Below are 18032 nucleotides of genomic sequence, written 5' to 3' on the forward strand. Positions count from 1 at the left end.
AGCGACACGGCGACCATGAAGGTGTCGAGCAGCATGTGCGGCTCGGCCATAACGTTGCCGATGCCGGAGCGCAGCAGGTCGACGGCGAAGATGACCACGCAGATCACGATGACCATGATGGTCAGGATGCGGGACAGCTCGGCGAGCTTCATCTGAAGCGGGGTGAGCTCCTCCTTGGCCTCGTTGAGCGCGCCGGCGATCTTGCCCATCTCGGTCTTCATGCCGGTACCCACCACGACGGCGCGACCGCGGCCGTAGACCACGGTGGAGCCCATGTAGCACATGTTCTTGCGGTCGCCCAGCGGCACGTCATCGACGCCGGGGTCGAGCGCGATGACGTCGGCGTGCTTCTCGACCGGGACGGACTCGCCGGTGAGCGCGGCCTCCTCGATCTTCATCGAGGCGCTCTCGAGCACGCGGCAGTCGGCGGGCACGGAGTCGCCGGCCTCCAGCAGGACGATATCGCCCGGGACGAGCTCGGACGAGTGGAGCATCGTCATCTTGCCGTCGCGGATGACCTTGGACTGGGCGGCGCTCATCTCCTGCAGGGCGGCGAGCGCCTCCTCGGACTTCGCCTCCTGGATGACGCCGAGGGCAGAGTTGATGATGACGACCGTCATGATGATGATGACATCGGCCCACTCGGACTCACCTTGGATCATGCCGGTGACGGCCGAGATGACCGCGGCGACGATGAGCATGATGACCATGGGGTCCGCCATCTGCTGGAAAAAGCGGATCCACAGCGGTGTCTTCTCCTCCTCGTCGAGCTTGTTGAGGCCGTAGCGCGCCAGACGCTCCTGCGCGGTCGACGCGGCAAGGCCGGTTTCAGGGTTCGAGGATTGCTCCTCGAGCACCTCCTCTGCCGAAGCCAAGTATTCCTTCTGCATACTTTGCTTCCCCCTCTTGGGAACAACGTGCCGACCAGCAGATTTTGCCCGATCTTAATTCCCCGGTAGAAGGGGCAAGGGCCTCTAGAGGCTGCGTACCGGCCGACGGCTTACAACGGTCAAAATAATACCTCAAAAACTACACGGGGTTCACATAGGCGCGGCGGGCGACGCGACGCCGGGGCGGCCGGGGGCGGCGCCGGGACAGGGGCGGACCCGCACGGTCCGCCCCGTATCGCCGCCGTTCCCGCGCATCCGCGGCGCACGGGGCGCGGACCGGCACGACGGAGAACCAAACGACCCCCTATCGGTGAACGGTCGCACACGGTGGCCGCCCGGCACAGCGCGGACCCGCCGGGACACACGGTGGCCGCCCGGTCCGCCCGGGGCGCCCGGAACCGCCGGGGTCTGCCGGGGCGCCCGGGGTACGCGGCGACCGCCCGGTCCGCCCGGCACAGCGCGGGCGCCCGGAACGCGCGGGCCCGCCATGAGACGACGCGGGGGCCGCGCCAAGATCGCGGCCCCCGCGCAGGGAAAAGGGAGAGCGTGTTTCGGGCGGCGCGCCCGGGATGGCGGGCGCGCCGGCGTGCGCTACATGATCGAGCCAAGGAAGTTCGGCACGGCGCGGTAGAGCGCGAAGAGCATGAGCGCGGTGTAGAAGATGTAGCTCAACGTCATGCAGATCTGCAAGGCGCGCGGGGGCTTGACGCCGCGGTGGACGTCCTTGCGCCAGATCATGCGGGTGATGAAGAATCCCGCGACCGGCGTGCCGATGCTCGTCAGCACGTTGGAGAAGTACGTCAGCTGGATGGGCGAGCTCCCGTAGACGAAGGCGATCGCCATGGCGCCGACCAGGATGACTGCGGCGGTGATCTTGATGTTCCTGCCGTCGAGCTTGGTCGGCTTGTTCAGGCCGGCGTTCAGGAACACCGAGCAGCGACCGGTGTTTCCCATGATGGCGGCGAAGGCCGCGGCGAGGAACGCGATGCCCATCACGATGTTCGCGAACCCGCCGAAGGCGGGGACGAGCATGGCGGCCAGATCGCCGAGGTTCTTGATGTCGGTGCCCGTGGGGTTCAGCACGATGGCGCCCACGAGGATCACGACACCGCTGATGACCACGGTGCCCACGACCTGGGCCAGGGCGTCGGCGGTCATGACGCCGTTGAACAGGTCGCGCTTCTTCCACTCCTTCTCGGCACCCAGGTAGGTGCCGTACATGCCGGCAAGCACGGAGGCGGAGGAGCCGAGGAAGCCGAGCACGGTCACGATGGAGCCCTCGGGGAACTGCCACTGGGTGAGGCCCGCGCCCACACCGGCCCAGTCGGGGCCGCCGGTCATTACGAGCACGACGATGAACGCGATTGCCATGATGGCGATGCACGCGGTCACGGCCTTCTCGATCTTGCCGTACACGCCCTTCAGGAAGTAGCACAGGAACACGAACACCATCACGATGGCGGCGCCTATCTTCCAGTCGATGCCGAAGATCAGGCTCATGCCGGCGCCGATGCCGGCCACGTTGCCGATGTTGAAGCAGACGCAGGCGAAGAACGTCACCAGGCCGACGAAGGTGGCGGCGGCGTTGCCGTAGTACTTGCGGATGGCGTCGATGGTGGGCAGGCCGGTCGCCATGGACAGGCGGTAGGCCACGAGGATGAAGGTGGTGCCCATGAAGATGACGGGCAGAAGCACCCAGAGAAGCTGGTAGGCGTAGTCGCCGCCCAGCATGGCGGAGGTGGTGAGCGAGCCGGGGCCGAGCTGGATGCCGGCGAGGATGAATCCGGGGCCCATGCGCCTGAGCAGGTCGCTCAGGGGCAGTCGCTCGACGCTCGCGGGATCGAATCCGAAGACGTTGTCGGCGGGGGCGAGGTCGCCGTCCACCGTCTTCGCTGTCGGGTCGGACATGGGGATACCTCCCTTGCGAGAGGGGCCGGACGCCCGAGCCGCCCGCTCCCGTCCCGCATCCCTCCCGTGCACAAGGGTACCCGAGCCGGTGCAGCGCGGCGTCGAAGCATCGCGGTCGAGCGCACGGGTTCACGGGATGGGAGGCGGGCGGACCGGGCGTCCGGCCCCTTGGGAACCCGCCGCATGCGGGGCGGACCCTCGCATGCGGCGGCGTTCGAACGGTCTGCTGGTTCGGCGATTAGGCGAACTGGGTCATATCGACCTTGTCGAGACCGGAGTTCTTGATGCCCTCGGCGACCCAGTCCTTCTCCTCCTGGTCGAGCGGGAGGACGGGCTTGCGCATGATGGCGTTGGTGAAGATGCCGCGCTGGTACAGCGTCTCCTTGAGGCGGGCGTGGGCCTCACCGGAGGGCTGGCCGCCGCCGTAGATGGCCTGGGCGATGTGGTAGATGCGGTCGGACCAGTCCTGGGCCTCCTTGAGGGTGTGCTGCTCGGGGTTCTTGAAGACGTCCCACGCCGGGCAGATGAGCTCGGGCACGCAGCCGGCGAAGCCGATGAGGGCGCCGTCCATGCCGGTGAACCAGGAGGGGCACAGGGTCTCGTCGTGGCAGGTGATCAGCGAGATGTCCGGGCACTCCTGACGCAGGACGCGGACGTCGTGCTCGTAGATGGAGGTCACGCGGGTGCCCATCTTGATGCACTTGACGTGCTCGATCTCCTTGCACATCTTGACCAGGGTCTCCACCGGGTAGAACGCCTTGGAGGTCGCGGGGTACAGGTGGATGATGATGTCGATGTCGGCACCCTCGGCGACGTCCTTCACGTACTCGAACGGAGCGTCGGGGTTCATGCCGAAGCGCAGCCACATGTGGGGCGGCATGAGCAGGATGCCGTCGGCGCCCGCCTCCTTGGCCTCGCGCGCCATCTCGATGGCGCCCGCGGTGTGCTCGCAGTTGACGCCGGAGATGATGGTCATGCAGTCGCCGCACTCCTCGGCGCAGATCTCGGTGACGCGCTTGCGCTCGGCCTGGGTGAGGCTGGTGATCTCACCGGTGTGGCCGTTGCAGACGAGGCCCTCGATGCCCTTGCCGTAGAAGGACTTGATCCAGCGGAGGTAGACGCGGAACTCGGCCTCGTTGATGGAGTAGTCCTCGTTCAGGGGGACGGAGACGGCGGGGAAGATGGTCTTGAAGGTGACGGTCTTGGCCATGGTAGGAAATCCCTTCTCATGCTGTGTTGCCGTGCGCGGGTTCGCGGGGCCCGCATAGCAAGTTATGCAAACGTTTGCTTTACTCGTCATGTATTCTGCCGCCTTCAAATCCGGGTCGCAAGGCTTATGCAAACGTCTGCAAGTATTTGCATCGATATGCCGTCCACCTGCGGAAAAATACCGTTCATCCTAAAAGCAGCAGGTCATGGCAATAATTGACAAACGTGCCGCGTTTTGTGCCGCATCACATCGCGATGACCCTTCAACAGCCTGATTTACGCAATCGTTTGTACTACCGTATGATGGATGGGATCGCAACGCGCCGCGCAGGCGCCCATGCGGGCACCTGCGCGCAGGAACGCAACCGAGGAGGCAGCCATGCCTACGCTCAAAGATGTGGCGCGCCTGGCCAACGTCGACGTGAGCACGGTCTCGCGCGCGCTCAACAACACCGCGCACGTCCACCCGACGACCAAGGCGCGGATCCTGGCCGCCGCCAAGGAGCTCGGGTACCGTCCCAACCCCGTGGCCCAGGGCCTGAGACGCGGCAGGCAGCACACCATCGCGGTGCTCCTCCCCCGCCTGCAGCTCACCATCTTCGCGGAGATCGCGCAGGGCATCGAGCAGGAGGCGCGCAGGCTCGGGTACTCGATCGTCTTCGCCAACACCGGCGACGACCCCGAGCGCGAGGCGGAGAGCCTCGAGCGCATGCGCTGCGGCATCGCCGACGCGATCATCATCGCCGGCACGGGGAGCAACGGCAGGCAGCTGCGCGACATCCAGACGGAGGGAACCCCCGTCATCCAGGTCGTCCGCATGCAGGAGCACAGCATGAGCAGCGTCGTGGCCGATTACTACTCCTGCAGCTACGAGGCGGTTGAGTACCTGGTCGGCAAGGGATGCCGCGAGATCGGCCTCATCAACAGCCCGCGCAGCATCTCCCCCTACAAGCGGCGCTACGAGGGCTACCGGGACGCCGTGCGCGAATTCGACCTCGAGCCGATCTGCGTCACCTCGTCGAGCACCGCCGAACCCAACAACTTCGAGTTCGGCTACCGCGGCGCGGCGCGCCTGCTCGACGAGCACCCCGGCCTCGACGCCATCATGGCGGCGGTGGACATCCAGGGCATGGGCGCGCTGCGCGTCCTGCACGAGCGCGGCGTCCGCTGCCCCGACGACGTGCGGGTCATCAGCCTGACGGGCCATTCCATCGGACGGATGCTCGAGACGACGATGACCTCCATGGAGGTCCCGGCGATCGAGATGGGCGAGAAGGCCGCCCGGATGGCGGTCGAGGCCATCGAGACGCCCGCCGGCGAGCCTCCCGCCCGCCAGCACCTGGTCTTCTCCCCGACCCTCGTGGTGCGCGACAGCGCCTAGGACCGGGCACCCGCGGGATTCGGAGGCCGGCCGCGGCTACAGCGCCCGCAGGCCCCGGGAGCATGCGTACACGGCGAGCGCGAGCGGTACCGTGACGGCGAGCACCGGGTAGAACAGGCCGAGGTCGACCGCTCCGAACAGCATGCCGCCGATCATGGGGCCGAGTGCCATCCCGATGTCGAGCCCCATGTAATAGGTGCTGTTCGCCATGCCGGCGTGCTCGGGCCCCACGAGGCGCACGGCCGTCGCCTGGCAGACCGAGCACATCACGCCGTAGCCGCCCGCCATGCACGCCGCGGCGGCGAACAGGGCGCCGTCGCCCCGCATGACGGCGAGCAGCACGAGCGCGCACACGGCGCAGACGGACGACGCGAGGAGAAACGGACCGAACCGGACCGTGTCGAACCTCCGCTTGAGCGCGAAGCGCAGCGCGAGCAGCACCACCGCGTAGACCGGGAAGAACAGGCTCACGGACAGGTCGAGCCCGCGCGCGTCGACGTAGCTGACCAGGAACGACTGGGTGGCCATATAGGGCACGGTGAACAGCGCGACGATGAGCGCCGCCGGCACCACGCGCATATCCACCAGGGCGAAGCGGCGGCGCGGTTGCGCCATGCGCCGCCGGGCGCCCTGCGCATGCGGCCCGGCCGCGCCCCCGGCGCCCGCCTCCCGCCCCATGCCGGCGGCCGCCCGGTCCCGCAGGCCCGAACCGGCCCGCGATCCCGCCGCGGCGGGCTTCCCCGGATCGCCCACGAACCGGACGAGCACCACCGTGGCCGCCGCCATGATGCCGCCGAACGCGAGCGCCGGCCGGTACCCCAGCCAGCCGCTGATGGCGAGCCCCGCGGCGGGGCCGGCCGCCATGCCGAGCGCGTTCATCATCCCGAACATGCCCATGCCCGAGCCGATGCGCGCCGGCGGCAGCAGCGAGGCGAACCAGGTCGACATGCACACCGAGCACAGCGCGTACCCCGCACCGCTCACCAGGCGCAGGACGGCCACCTGCACCGGGTCGACGGCGACGGCGTACAGCGAGGTGGAGACGGCCAGCACGACGGCCCCGGCGGTCGCCAGCCCGCGCTTCGCCACGATATCCGAGAGGTTTCCCGCCATGGGCCGTATCGCCAGCGAGCACACGTTCATGAGGCCGCCGACGACCCCCATGAACGCCGCCGTTCCCCCGAGCGAACCGGTGAATCCCGCGATGAGGGGGTTCACCAGCATGGTGCTCCCCAGGTAGAAGAAACTCGCCGCCAGCATGACGCGCGCATCCCGCGAGAGGCCCTGCGCGCGCCCGTCGCGCGCCGCTGTCCCGTGACGTCCCATCGTCCTCCTTCGCTCCCCTTTCAAGGCACCGCCGCAAGGCGGCGCCACCCCCCCCGCCGCGGCATCCGGGCATGACACGGGGACCGCCCTGACTGTCGCTACGCGGCGGCCGCGCGCGGGCGGCCGCCGGTTCCCAGTGTAGGACGGCGCCGGCCGCCGATGCGGGGTGATATCGGTTGCGCGATTCCCCGCGCGGAATCCGGCATACGTTTCCACGGGCGCTGACCCCGCGCGCGACCCGCGGCGCCCGGCATCGCGGCAGCTCCGGCGCGTGCCCGGCCCCGTCGCGCCGGAGCGCGACCCCGTTCCGAGACGGAGCGGGCGAAGGGGCGGGAGGGCGTCCCGGGCCTCCGCCCAAGCGGGAGGGAACCGCGGATGTGGAATCGTTCTCGTATGAACTGTGGAGCGTCTCCGAGATAATCGAAGCCTTACGTCCCCCTTGCGGGGCATCGCTTATAATGTGCACGGTAATTCGTTTTATCAGCGCAGAGGCAACGTCAGATGGAGGTCTGAATGTACAAGCGCACCAAGATCGTCTGCACCATGGGTCCCGCCTGCGACAGCGACGATACGCTCCGCGAGATGATCAAGGCGGGCATGAACGTCGCCCGCTTCAACTTCTCGCACGGCTCCTACGAGGAGCACCACGAGCGCATCGAGCGCGTCCGCCGCATCGCCCGCGAGCTCGGCATGCCCGTCGGCATCCTGCTGGACACCAAGGGCCCCGAGGTCCGCACCGGCCTGCTCAAGGACCACGCCAAGGTCACCGTCAACGCCGGCGACAAGATCGTCGTGACCGCGCAGCCCACCAGCGAGGACTGGCTGGGCGACGCCTCCCACATCTCGCTCGACTACCTGAACCTCCCCTCCGAGGTCTCCGCGGGCGCCCACATCCTGATCGATGACGGCCTGGTCGACCTCGAGGTCGAGAGCGTCGACGGCCAGGACATGCACTGCGTCGTCAAGAACACCGGCGTCATCGGCGAGCGCAAGGGCGTCAACATCCCCAACGTCGACATCTCGCTGCCCGCCATCACCGACCGCGACCGCGAGGACATCCTGTTCGGCATCCAGGAGAACATCGACTACATCGCCGCGTCGTTCATCCGCAACGGCCGCGCCGTGGAGGAGATCCGCGACCTGTGCCATCTGAACGGCGGAGAGCACGTCACGATCTTCCCGAAGATCGAGTGCGGCCTCGCCGTCCAGAACTTCGACGAGATCCTCGAGGCCTCCGACGGCATCATGGTCGCCCGCGGCGACCTGGGCATCGAGATCGCCCCCGAGCTCGTGCCGCACATCCAGAAGGAGATCATCGCCAAGTGCAACGCGGCCTACAAGCCCGTCATCACCGCCACGCAGATGCTCGACTCCATGCAGCACAACCCGCGCCCGACCCGCGCCGAGGTGGCCGACGTCGCCAACGCCATCTACGACGGCACCGACGCCGTCATGCTGTCCGGTGAGACCGCTGCCGGCCAGTACCCGGTCGAGGCCGTGAAGATGCAGGCCCAGATCGCGCACGAGACCGAGAAGTACCTGCCGGTCCACGCGCCGCTCAAGGCCCCCGAGAACGCGCACGGCACCCGCGTCATCAACAACGTCGTGGGCATGTCCGCCGTGAACATGGCCACCGTCGTGGGCGCCAAGTGCATCACCGTGCCCACCACCACCGGCCGCACCGCACGTCTGATCTCCCACTTCCGCCCGAACGTGCCCATCTGCGCGTTCTCCCGCCACGAGTGGGCCGTCCAGCAGATGATCATGTACTGGGGCGTCGAGCCGCACCTGGCCGCCATCACCCAGGGCACCGTCAACGGCACGATCATCAAGGCGATCGAGACCGCCAAGGAGCTCGGTTACGTCAAGGAGGGCGACCTCACCGTCGCCACCGCCGGCGATCCGCGCATGTCCATCCACCTCGACGGCAAGGCGACGTCCACCAACGTTGCCTACGTCGCTCAGGTCCGCTAACCCGGGTCCGCACGAACCCGCCGGCTGCGAGCCTGCAGCCCATTGCGGCAACGCGAGCCGCCCGTCCGGGAACCCCCGGGCGGGCGGTTTTTTCGCCGATCTGTAACGTGCGCCGAACGGGCAGCCGCCCTGCACGGGGTACGCTGCCCACATGAAGAGGATGTACGCAACCGGCCGCTCGGCGATCCAGCTTTACCGCTGCGGGGAGTTCCCCCGCCCGCATGAGGCATATGCGCCCGCAGCCCCCTAGAAGCCCAGGCGCTCAGCGACCGCCCGATCGGCCTCGTCGAGCACCTCGGCGAAGGTCACGGTGAAGAACCCCTCGGTCAGCAGCTGGTAGGGCGCGTGCTCGGCCACCCCGTTGGTGCGCACCGTCTCATGGGCGACCACGATGGCGTCGTGCACGAACCCCTCGGGGATGGGGTACTGGGCGAACCCCGCCGCCGCCCGGCGCAGCGCACCGGTCTCGCGCGGGATCGAATCCAGGGGGAACATCTTGCCGAACCCGTCGAAGTCCCCCTGCTTCTTGATGCGGAACTCCCGGCTCGGCCGGATACCGTTCGCGTCGAGGCACTCGTTCACGCGCGTGTTCCACAGGTTGTCCGCCAGCAGATGCGCCCATGCGCCGAGCGTCAGGTCGAACGCGGTGCGGGCGGGACCCGCCTCCGACGCGCCGTCGGGACCGGGCCGGTCGGGCTCCCCCGCATCCTCGAACCGCTGCGGGAAATGGATGCGGTCGATGCGCTCGCGCTCGCGCGCGATGCTGCCGGGATGCACGATCGCGCAGGTGCGGTCCGCCTCGTCCAGACGTCCCCACGCCGGCGCCACGTAGTCGTCCCAGAACTCGCGCTCGCGCGGCTTGGGGATGAACTCGGGCGCGGCGAAATGCGTCGTGCGATACGCGATGGGCTCCTCGACGCCCGGCACCATGTACCCGACCATGATGTCCGGCACCAGGTTCCCGAACAGGAAGGCGTTGCGGTCCCGGACCGCCCGCGCCACGGCGCCGCCGCGCGCGATCAGGCGCTCCGTCTGCGCGATATGTATGTTCCAGCTGGGCATATCGAACATCCTCCCCCCTCGCCCGAGCGTCGTGCGGGCGCGCCCGAGGGGCCCGCGGCGGACAGGCCACTCGGCAACAGCGCCCGTCTCCTTCCCGCCTCGCCCGCCGCCATCGCCGGGCGAGGCAGGCGGGCGGCCCACCGCGCCCGCCGCCGCACGGGATGGAGCCGCCCCCTCCGCCCCGCCGTGGGGCGGAGGGGGCGCGGACCCGTCCGGTGCAGCGAACGCGATGCCGCGCGGACCTACGAGCGGATCTCGCCGCCGGTGGCCTTGCAGACCTTGGCGACCAGGCGCGAATGGGCCTTCTCGACCTCCTCGGAGGTCAGCGTGTGGTCTACCGCGCGGTAGGTGAGCGCGAACGCCATGGACTTCTTGCCGGCGCCCACGCGCTCCTCATCGCGGTACACGTCGAACAGCCGCACGCCGGCGAGCAGCTTGCCGCCCGCGGACCTGATGCGGCGCTCGAGGTCCTCGCAGGTCACCGACTCGTCGACCACGATCGCCATGTCGTGCTCGACCGGCGGGAAGCTCGAGAAGTCGCGGTACGCCCCGTGCGGGCGGGCGGCGCGCAGCAGCGCCTCGAGGTTCAGCTCGAAGGCGACCACGGGCAGGTCGATGTCGAAGGCCTCGCGCGTGTCGGGATGGATCTCGCCGACCCAACCGAGCACCGTGCCGCCCGACAGGACCTCGGCCCCGCGTCCGGGCTGCAGGAACGCATAGCCCTCGCCCTCGGCGGGGCGGAAGCGGACCTTCTCCACGCGGAGCTGGGAGAGCAGCTCCTCGACCACGCCCTTGCCGTCGAAGAAGCGCAGCGGGCGGTACTTCTGGATCCAGGTGATGTCGCCCATCGCGCCGGACAGCACGCCAGCCAGGCTCTCGCGCTCCTTGGGCGCGCTGGCGTTCTCGCGCCCGTGGAACAGCGTCCCGATCTCGTAGAGCTGCACGTTGGCGGTGCCGTGCGCCTCGTTGTAGGCGACGGACTGCAGAAGGCCCGGGAGCAGGGAGCGGCGCATCTCGGTCTGCTCGGCCACCAGCGGGTTCATGAGCACCACGGGCACGCCGCGACCCTCCGTCGACATGCCGACGCGCTCGAGGTCGCCGGGTGCCGCGAAGGAGTAGGTCGTGGTCTCGTTCAGGCCGCAGGCGCGCATGATGCGCCCGATCTCGCGGGTCGCGCGCTGGTCGCGCGTGAGGCCGCCGATATGGTTGCGCGCGGCCGGGATGGTCGCCTCGACGCGGCCCATGCCCCACAGGCGCAGGACCTCCTCGATGAGGTCGATCTCGCGCGGCAGGTCGGGACGGAAGCTCGGCGGGGTCACGAGCAGGACGCCCTCCTCGGCGCCGCGCTCGACCGTGCACCCCAGGCGCGTGAGCGCGCGCTCGACGAAGCCCTCGTCGATCGGGGCGCCGCAGATGTCGTGCACGCGGCCCATGCGCAGGGCGATGGCCTCGATGTGCGCGGGCGCGGGGTAGACGTCCACGTACCCCGGCGCCACCTCGCCGCCGGCGAGCTGCTCGATGAGGGCGCAGGTGATGTTCGCCACGTCGACGCAGCCGGTCTCGTCGACCTGGCGCTCGAAGCGGATGGAGGCGTCGGAGATGAGCGAGAGGTCGCGGCTCGTATGGGAGGTGCGGCCGGCGTCGAAGCAGGCGCTCTCCACCATCACGTCGACGGTGTCGTCCTCGATCTCGGAGTCCATGCCGCCCATCACGCCGGCCAGCGCCACCGGGCGCTCGCCGTCGGTGATGAGGCCCATGCCCTCGGCGAGCGTGCGCTCGACGCCGTCGAGCGTCTGGAAGCGCTCGCCCTCGCGCGCCGCGCGGACCACCACGGAGCGGTGCCCGTCGCGCTCGGCGAAGGTCGACAGGTCGAAGGCGTGCAGGGGCTGGCCGGTGAGCATCATGACGTAGTTGGTGATGTCCACGATGTTGTTGTGCGGACGGATGCCGAGCGCGGTCAGGCGGCGGAACATCCAGTCGGGCGAGGGCCCGACCTTCACGTTGCGCACGATGCGGGCCACGTAGCGGCTGCACAGCCCCTCGCCGTCGATGGCGACGGAGAGCTCGTCGGCCGTCGGGCGGCCGGTCTCGCTCGCGATCGCGGGGTAATCGACATGGTAGTCGCGGTCGTAGATGGCGCCGACCTCGCGCGCCATGCCGACCATGGACAGGCAGTCGGGGCGGTTGGGGGTGATCTCGCAGTCGAGCACCGTCTCGGAGGTGCCCTGGTACTGCGCGAACGGCACGCCCACGGGCGCGTCGGGCGGCAGGATCATGATGCCGGAGTGGTCGCCGCCCAGACCCAGCTCGCGGGCCGAGCAGTTCATACCGCAGGACACGACGCCGCGCAGCTTGGACTTCTTGATCTTGACGCCGCCGGGCAGCTCGGCGCCGATCATCGCGGTCACGATATGGTCGCCCTCGTTGAAGTTCTGGGCGCCGCAGACGATCTGCAGGGGCTCGGGCTCACCGTCCTCGCCGACGTTGAACCCGCCCACGTCGACCTTCGTGACCCACATGTGGTCGGAATCGGGATGGGGCTCCTTGGACACGACCTGGGCCGTGACCACATGGTCGAACGACTCGCCGACGGTGTCGACGGACTCGACCTCGGTGCCGGTGCGGATGAACTCGGCGACCAGCTCGGCGGGGTCGGATGGGACCTCCACCATCTCCTGGAGCCAGCTATAGGGAACGCGCATTCGTACAACTCCTTACACGCGAATGAATCCACTCGAAGACCCGCGGCGGCGCGGTATGCCGCCGCATGCGGGGCGCACGGGCTAGAACTGCTCCAGGAAGCGCATGTCGCCCGTCATGAGCGAGCGCAGGTCGGGCAGGTCGTAGCGGAGAGCCGCGATGCGCTCCACGCCGGCGCCGAAGGCGAAGCCGGAGTACTCGTCGGGGTCGATCCCGCAGTTCACGAGCACGTTGGGGTCGACCATGCCGCAGCCCAGGATCTCGATCCACCCGGAGTGCTTGCAGAAGGCGCACCCCTCGCCGTGGCACACGCCGCAGCTCACGTCCACCTCGCAGGAGGGCTCGGTGAAGGGGAAGAAGTGCGGGCGGTAGCGGGTCTTGCGCTCCTCGCCGAACATGCACTTGACGAAGTAGTCGAGGGTGCCCTTGAGGTCGCCGAAGGTGATGCCGCGGTCGACCACCAGGCCCTCGACCTGGTTGAACTGGGGCAGGTGGCAGGCATCCGCCGTATCGGGGCGATAGACCGTGCCCGGGGCGATCATGTAGATGGGCGGCTTGTTGGCGAGCATGGTGCGCACCTGCACGCCGGAGGTCTGGGTGCGCAGCAGGACGTCGGACTCGCCGTGCGCGTGCTCCTCCGGATGGTCCACCGAGCCGGGCGCGTTGTCCACGATATAGAAGCTGTCGCGCGCGCTGCGGCTGGGATGGTCCATGGGCGCGTTCAGCGCGGTGAAGTTGCACCAGCTCGTCTCGACCTGCGGGCCGCTCTCCACGGTGTAGCCGATCCCGCAGAAGACGTCCTCGATCTCCTCGATGATCTGGCTGATGAGGTGCTGGTGGCCGAGCTTGGGGCGCGCTCCCGGCAGGGTGACGTCGACGGCCTCGGTCGCCATGAGGGAGCTCAGGGCCTCGCGGCGCAGGTCCTTCCCGCGGCGCTCGATCATGCTCTCGGCCAGGCGGCGCAGCTCGTTGGCGCGCTTGCCCAGCACGGGGCGCTCCTCCGGGGCGACCTTGCCCATCATGTGCATGACGGAGGTGATCTCACCCTTGCGGCCGAGCAGCGCCACGCGCGCACGCTCCAGGGCGTCGGTGCCGTCGGCACCCTCGATCATCCCCCTCGCGCGGGCCTCGAGCTCGTCAAGATCGTCGATCAGGCTCATGTATCCATCCTTCCTCTAACAAAAAACCGTCCTCGGGTCGGTCGAGACCCAAGGACGGAATGTTCCGCGGTACCACCTTGCTTGGCTGCCGGATGTCAGGCCCGGCATGCCCCCTTTCGCCCTCTGTCGCTCGGGCCGGCGGCTTCCCTACTCAGCGCACTGCCGCCGAAGATGCGGGGCGCGGCGCCGTTCAGGTCGCTGCTCGGGAGTGAACGTCGCACCCTTGCCCTGGCGGGAAGGCTTTCAGCCGGTGACCCTCCCTCTCTGCGCCGGACGCGGCGGATACGACCCTCTCCGTCATCGCGTTGGGGGCAAGGATAGCACAACGCCGCTCCGATGGCGGCGGTGGGTTCGCGGGAAAATGGGGACAGGCACTTTTTTCCCATTACGGGAAAAAAGTGCCTGTCCCCATTTTCTCGCGCACGCGCTGCGCCGGCCCGGACCCTCCCACGCTACACTGGAATTGTCCATGAGACCCGTAGGAAGGAGCCCGTATGGCCGACGACGTGAAGAAGCTCTCCCGCAAGCTCCGCCGTCTCGAACGCAAGCTGTGGACCCGCGAGTACCTGCTCAAGATCGCCGAGTTCGACGGGGCGACCATCGCCCCGCAAAACGGCGCCGAGGCGCGCGGGGAGGCCATGGCGGCGCTCGCCGGCGCGCACCACGAGCTGCTCACGAGCGAGAAGTCCCGCGACCTCGTCCGCAGCCTCGAGAAGGCCGCCAGGAAGGGGAAGATATCGGGGCAGCTGGCCGACGAGGTGCGCGTGCTCGCGCGCGACCAGCGCGAGGCGTCCGCCGTCCCCACCGAGGAGGAGGCCGCCTGGACGCGCCTGGTCTGCGAGGCGGACGCCGTGTGGCACCGCGCCAAGGCGGCCAACGACTGGGCGTCGTTCGAGCCGTACGTCGACCGCATCGTCGCGGCCCTGAAGCAGCGCGCCGAGCGCCTCGACGCCTCCCGCGACCCCTACGACGTGATGCTCGACCAGTACGAGCGCGGCCTCACCGCCGCGCAGTTCGACGCGTTCTGCGAGCAGGTGCGCGCGACCGTGGTCCCGCTCGTCCACGGCATCGTGCAGCGCGGCTACCAGCCCGACGCCTCCTTCCTCTCCGACCGCGTCCCCGACGCGGTGCAGCGCCAGATCTCCTTCGACCTCATCGACCTCGTCGGCATCGACCGCGCCGACACCGCCCTCGCCTTCACCGAGCACCCCTTCTCCGAGGGCTTCGCACCCGGCGACGCGCGCATCGCGACCCACATCTACGAGGACAACCTCATCTCCAACGTGTACTCGATCATCCACGAGGCGGGGCACGCCATATATGAGCTGGGCGTCGACCCCGATTACGCCTACACCTGCCTCGCCGGCGGCACCTCCATGGGCATCCACGAGAGCCAGTCGCGCTTCTTCGAGAACATCGTCGGGCGCAGCCGCCCGTTCATGGGGCCGCTGCTCAAGATCCTGCGCCGCCGCGTGCCCGACACGTACGGCGACGTCTCCGAGGACGAGCTGTACCGCGCCGTCAACATCGCCCAGCCCTCGCTCATCCGCACCGAGGCGGACGAGCTCACCTACCCGCTGCACATCATGATCCGCTACGAGATCGAGCGCCTGCTGTTCGCCGGCGAGGCGCGCGCCTGCGACATCCCGCGCCTGTGGGCGGAGCTCACGCGGAAGTACCTGGGCATCGAGGTCCCCGACGACACCCGCGGATGCCTGCAGGACACCCACTGGTCGGGCGGCAGCTTCGGGTACTTCCCCACCTACGCGCTGGGCAGCGCCTACGACGCGCAGCTCGTTGAGGCGATGGTGGCCGAAGGGGTCGACCTGGGCGAGGCGTGCGAGAGCGGCGACCTCTCCCCCGTGCGCGCACGGCTCGGCGCGAAGATCTGGCGCTGGGGCCGCTCCAAGGATGCGCCCGAGCTCATCGGCGGCGCGTGCGGGGCGCCGTTCGACGCGAGCTACTACTGCTCCTATCTGGCGCGCAAGTTCGGCGCGCTCTACGCGCTGTAAGCGGCGCGCCCGGCGCCGCGGCCGTGACGGATGCGGCCGCGGCCGACGCCCGGGTACGCGCCCAGCGCCGGTCGACATCCGGACCGCCGGACTCCGGGCAGTCGGGCCCCGGGCAGCCGGGCGGCGCCCGGGCAGCCGACAGCCCGCTTCTCGGCCGCGCCCCCGCGCGCCCGGTGACGGAGCTGCGGAACCGCCGGAGATAGAAAAGGACCCCGTCGCGCAGTCGAACCTGCGCGGCGGGGTCCTCTGCGTACGGGGACGCGGGGCCCGCGGGCCCGCAGGTGCACCGCGGGGACGGGCCCGACACGGCATCCCGCTAGACGGTTCCCTGGCGGGCCTCCTGGGCGGTGGGGGTCGAGCGCACCTCGAGCTCCTGGTCGCCGCCCTCGGCAGGGACCGTCACCGTGTACGTGACCTCGTAGGTCTCCCCCGGCAGCAGGCGGACGTCGTAGTAGAGCACCTGCAGCCCGTTGTGGGTGGCCTCGGACAGCGAGTCCTTGCTCGCCGTCGCGTCGGAGATCGTCCCGCCCGCGGGCGCGTACAGGTACAGGCGCAGCAGCTCCTCGGAGGGCTGCAGCCTGCTGTTGTGCGCCCGGACGTAGGACGGGAGGTTCTGCGCCTCCTCCTCGGTCATGGTGTTGGTCAGCGTCACCTTCATGCTGTAGGTGACCGACCCGTCGCCCGACTTGATGCCGCTGCTCTTCTCGACGTTCAGGTCGAGGTACCAGTCGAGCTTCGAGTAGCTGTAGTTGTTGACGTACACCCCGGTCTCGGGGTCGGCCGGGTCGGTGGGCAGCGAGCCGTCGACGCCCACCTCGCGGATCGCCGTCTCCTCCGCCTCGTCCGCCATCCAGATCAGCAGGCGCCCCTCGGACGCGCCGCGACCGACGGCCTCGATGAGCTGGGCGAAGTCGAGGTCGCCCAGGCCCCCGACGAGCTTGTCGAACGCCGCGGAGGCGACCGAGGCGAACACCGCGTCCTGCATCTGGCCGTCAGTCGGGTAGTGCCAGTAGACGTCGGACAGAAGGACCTGGGCGGCGTTGGTGCCGTCCACCTGTGTGCCGTCGATCGCGGTGACCCCGCCGACGAGCCGGAGCATGTACTGCAGGAAGACCGGGTCGATGGCGAACACGCCGTCGACGGTCTGCCCGTCGTGGTTGATCGCCCAGATGGTGCGCGTCAGCTCGGAGCCGCGCGGGAAGTCGGGGACGAAGAAGGAGTCGCCCGCGGTGAAGTTCAGCGTCTCGCCGTCCGGCTGGAACAGCAGCATCTCCTCGTCGGAGATCTGGATCTGGTCGGTGGGGCCGCCGGAGTTGCGCAGGGTCTGCGTGCTCTCGAACTCCTGCAGGTCGATGGTGCCGTCGGTCACCGTGAGGATGCCCGCCGCGCCGCTGAAGCCGCCGAGGGCGCGAATCTCCGCGTTGTTCTCCGCGACGATGAGGTAGGTGCGGGTCTGGCCGCCCGCCCCGAGCATCTGCGACAGCACGGGCGCGACCTTCTCCGCGGCGTCGACCGCGCCGGACAGGGCGGCAAAGCCGCTCTTGGCGGTGTCGACCAACTCGGTCACCTGAGTGATGTGCGTGTCGCCGATGGCCTGCACGCGCTCGTTGGCGTCGTCGAGCACCGCGGCGCTGCCGGCGACCGAATCGGCGAGCGCCTGGGCGGCGCTCACGTTGATCGTGCCGTCCTGCAGCAGCTTGCCGGGCGTTGCCTCCGCGAGGTTGTCGGCGATGGGCACGAGCGCGCCCGAGGACACGTCGGCCAGCACGTCGACCAGGGTGCGCGCGGCATCGACGTCGCCGCCCAGCACGGGGATGAAGGTGGCAACCGTCCACAGCGGGCTCGAGACCTCGTCCTGGATGGAGGCGCACAGCTCGTCGATCTGGCGGACGTCGTCCGGCAGCGAGGCGAAGTCGCCGGAGGTCACCTTGCCCTGGATGCCGCTCACGAGCGACAGCGCGGTGCGCGCCTGGTCCTGGACGCTTTGCGCGGAGCGGTAGAGCGCGAAGCCGCCGGCGCCGGCAGCGACCACGAGCGCGACGAGCACCGCGACGATCGCGATGACGACCCGGCGGCGGCGCTTCTCCCCGCGGCGATGGCGGTGCCGCACGAGGTCACCCTCGACGCGGGAGTCCCCGTCCTCGCCGTAGGGGATGTTGAAGTCGTAGAACTCGGCCTTCTGCGCCTCATGGGGATGGGGTGCGGAAGAGGACGCGGGACCGCCGTTCCGCGGACCGCCGGCGCCCTCGGTCTCGATGCGCTGGACCGGGCGGGCGGGCGCGGGGTCGGAGGGGCGGCCGGCGGGGGCGCCGGGGGTGCGGCGCCCCGAATTCGGCCTGCTGTTGGCGAGGGCGACGAACTGGAAGGTATCCTGGCTCGCCCCGCCCGCGGGGCGCGGGGCGGGACCGGG

11 protein-coding genes are annotated in these 18032 nt (G+C 69.4%); 3 read left to right on the forward strand and 8 right to left on the reverse strand.

What is annotated here, in order from left to right; translation table 11 throughout:
• The 3 genes from PHA29_RS08795 to PHA29_RS08805 form a co-directional block, all read right to left on the reverse strand.
• On the reverse strand, window positions 1-890 hold an 890-nt coding region (locus PHA29_RS08795), incomplete at its 3' end, for an HAD-IC family P-type ATPase (RefSeq protein WP_270849226.1).
• A gap of 591 nt (window positions 891-1481) precedes the next feature.
• Window positions 1482-2798, reverse strand: a complete 1317-nt coding sequence (locus PHA29_RS08800; protein ID WP_270849228.1) for an Nramp family divalent metal transporter — start codon at window positions 2796-2798, stop codon at window positions 1482-1484.
• Between the two features lie 238 nt (window positions 2799-3036).
• A complete protein-coding gene (locus PHA29_RS08805) occupies window positions 3037-4008 on the reverse strand; it encodes a dihydrodipicolinate synthase family protein (RefSeq protein ID WP_270405748.1) in 972 nt (323 codons plus the stop codon).
• A gap of 378 nt (window positions 4009-4386) precedes the next feature.
• Between PHA29_RS08805 and PHA29_RS08810 the strand changes: the two genes are divergently transcribed.
• Complete coding sequence (locus PHA29_RS08810; protein WP_270405747.1) at window positions 4387-5388, forward strand: LacI family DNA-binding transcriptional regulator; 1002 nt, start codon at window positions 4387-4389, stop codon at window positions 5386-5388.
• 36 nt (window positions 5389-5424) lie between these two features.
• Here the strand turns inward: PHA29_RS08810 and PHA29_RS08815 are convergent, their stop codons facing one another.
• Window positions 5425-6714, reverse strand: a complete 1290-nt coding sequence (locus PHA29_RS08815) for an MFS transporter (RefSeq protein WP_270849229.1) — start codon at window positions 6712-6714, stop codon at window positions 5425-5427.
• Window positions 6715-7227: 513 nt separating this feature from the next.
• Here PHA29_RS08815 and pyk point away from each other — a divergent pair.
• Window positions 7228-8688: a pyruvate kinase gene (pyk, locus tag PHA29_RS08820; RefSeq protein WP_270849231.1), complete on the forward strand. Its 1461-nt coding sequence runs from the start codon at window positions 7228-7230 to the stop codon at window positions 8686-8688.
• 246 nt (window positions 8689-8934) lie between these two features.
• Here pyk and PHA29_RS08825 read toward each other — a convergent pair whose 3' ends face one another.
• The 3 genes from PHA29_RS08825 to pheS all read right to left on the reverse strand — a co-directional run bounded on the left by PHA29_RS08825 (window position 8935) and on the right by pheS (window position 13610).
• Window positions 8935-9750, reverse strand: a complete 816-nt coding sequence (locus PHA29_RS08825; RefSeq protein WP_270849233.1) for a hypothetical protein — start codon at window positions 9748-9750, stop codon at window positions 8935-8937.
• A gap of 242 nt (window positions 9751-9992) precedes the next feature.
• Window positions 9993-12452: a phenylalanine--tRNA ligase subunit beta gene (pheT, locus tag PHA29_RS08830; RefSeq protein WP_270849235.1), complete on the reverse strand. Its 2460-nt coding sequence runs from the start codon at window positions 12450-12452 to the stop codon at window positions 9993-9995.
• An 81-nt stretch (window positions 12453-12533) separates the two neighbouring features.
• Entirely contained in the window at window positions 12534-13610 is a 1077-nt protein-coding gene (gene pheS, locus PHA29_RS08835; protein ID WP_270575150.1) for a phenylalanine--tRNA ligase subunit alpha, read from the reverse strand.
• 494 nt (window positions 13611-14104) lie between these two features.
• Here pheS and PHA29_RS08840 point away from each other — a divergent pair, with 494 nt between their 5' ends.
• Window positions 14105-15622 (forward strand): carboxypeptidase M32, encoded by a 1518-nt coding sequence (locus PHA29_RS08840; RefSeq protein WP_270849236.1) that lies wholly within the window; start codon window positions 14105-14107, stop codon window positions 15620-15622.
• Between the two features lie 316 nt (window positions 15623-15938).
• Here PHA29_RS08840 and PHA29_RS08845 read toward each other — a convergent pair.
• Window positions 15939-18032, reverse strand: a 2094-nt coding sequence (locus tag PHA29_RS08845; protein ID WP_270849237.1) for a DUF4012 domain-containing protein, incomplete at its 5' end; no start/stop codon positions are given.

The organism is Candidatus Collinsella stercoripullorum (assembly GCF_027669965.1).
Lineage (GTDB): Bacteria > Actinomycetota > Coriobacteriia > Coriobacteriales > Coriobacteriaceae > Collinsella > Collinsella stercoripullorum.

Bases quoted from the DNA above. Each gene is read 5' to 3' on its own strand.
- pheS (WP_270575150.1), bottom strand. From the start codon at position 13,610: ATGAGCCTGATCGACGATCTTGACGAGCTCGAGGCCCGCGCGAGGGGG.
- PHA29_RS08825 (WP_270849233.1), bottom strand. From the start codon at position 9,750: ATGCCCAGCTGGAACATACATATCGCGCAGACGGAGCGCCTGATCGCG.
- PHA29_RS08840 (WP_270849236.1), top strand. From the start codon at position 14,105: ATGGCCGACGACGTGAAGAAGCTCTCCCGCAAGCTCCGCCGTCTCGAA.
- PHA29_RS08810 (WP_270405747.1), top strand. From the start codon at position 4,387: ATGCCTACGCTCAAAGATGTGGCGCGCCTGGCCAACGTCGACGTGAGC.
- pheT (WP_270849235.1), bottom strand. From the start codon at position 12,452: ATGCGCGTTCCCTATAGCTGGCTCCAGGAGATGGTGGAGGTCCCATCC.
- PHA29_RS08815 (WP_270849229.1), bottom strand. From the start codon at position 6,714: ATGGGACGTCACGGGACAGCGGCGCGCGACGGGCGCGCGCAGGGCCTC.
- PHA29_RS08800 (WP_270849228.1), bottom strand. From the start codon at position 2,798: ATGTCCGACCCGACAGCGAAGACGGTGGACGGCGACCTCGCCCCCGCC.
- PHA29_RS08805 (WP_270405748.1), bottom strand. From the start codon at position 4,008: ATGGCCAAGACCGTCACCTTCAAGACCATCTTCCCCGCCGTCTCCGTC.
- pyk (WP_270849231.1), top strand. From the start codon at position 7,228: ATGTACAAGCGCACCAAGATCGTCTGCACCATGGGTCCCGCCTGCGAC.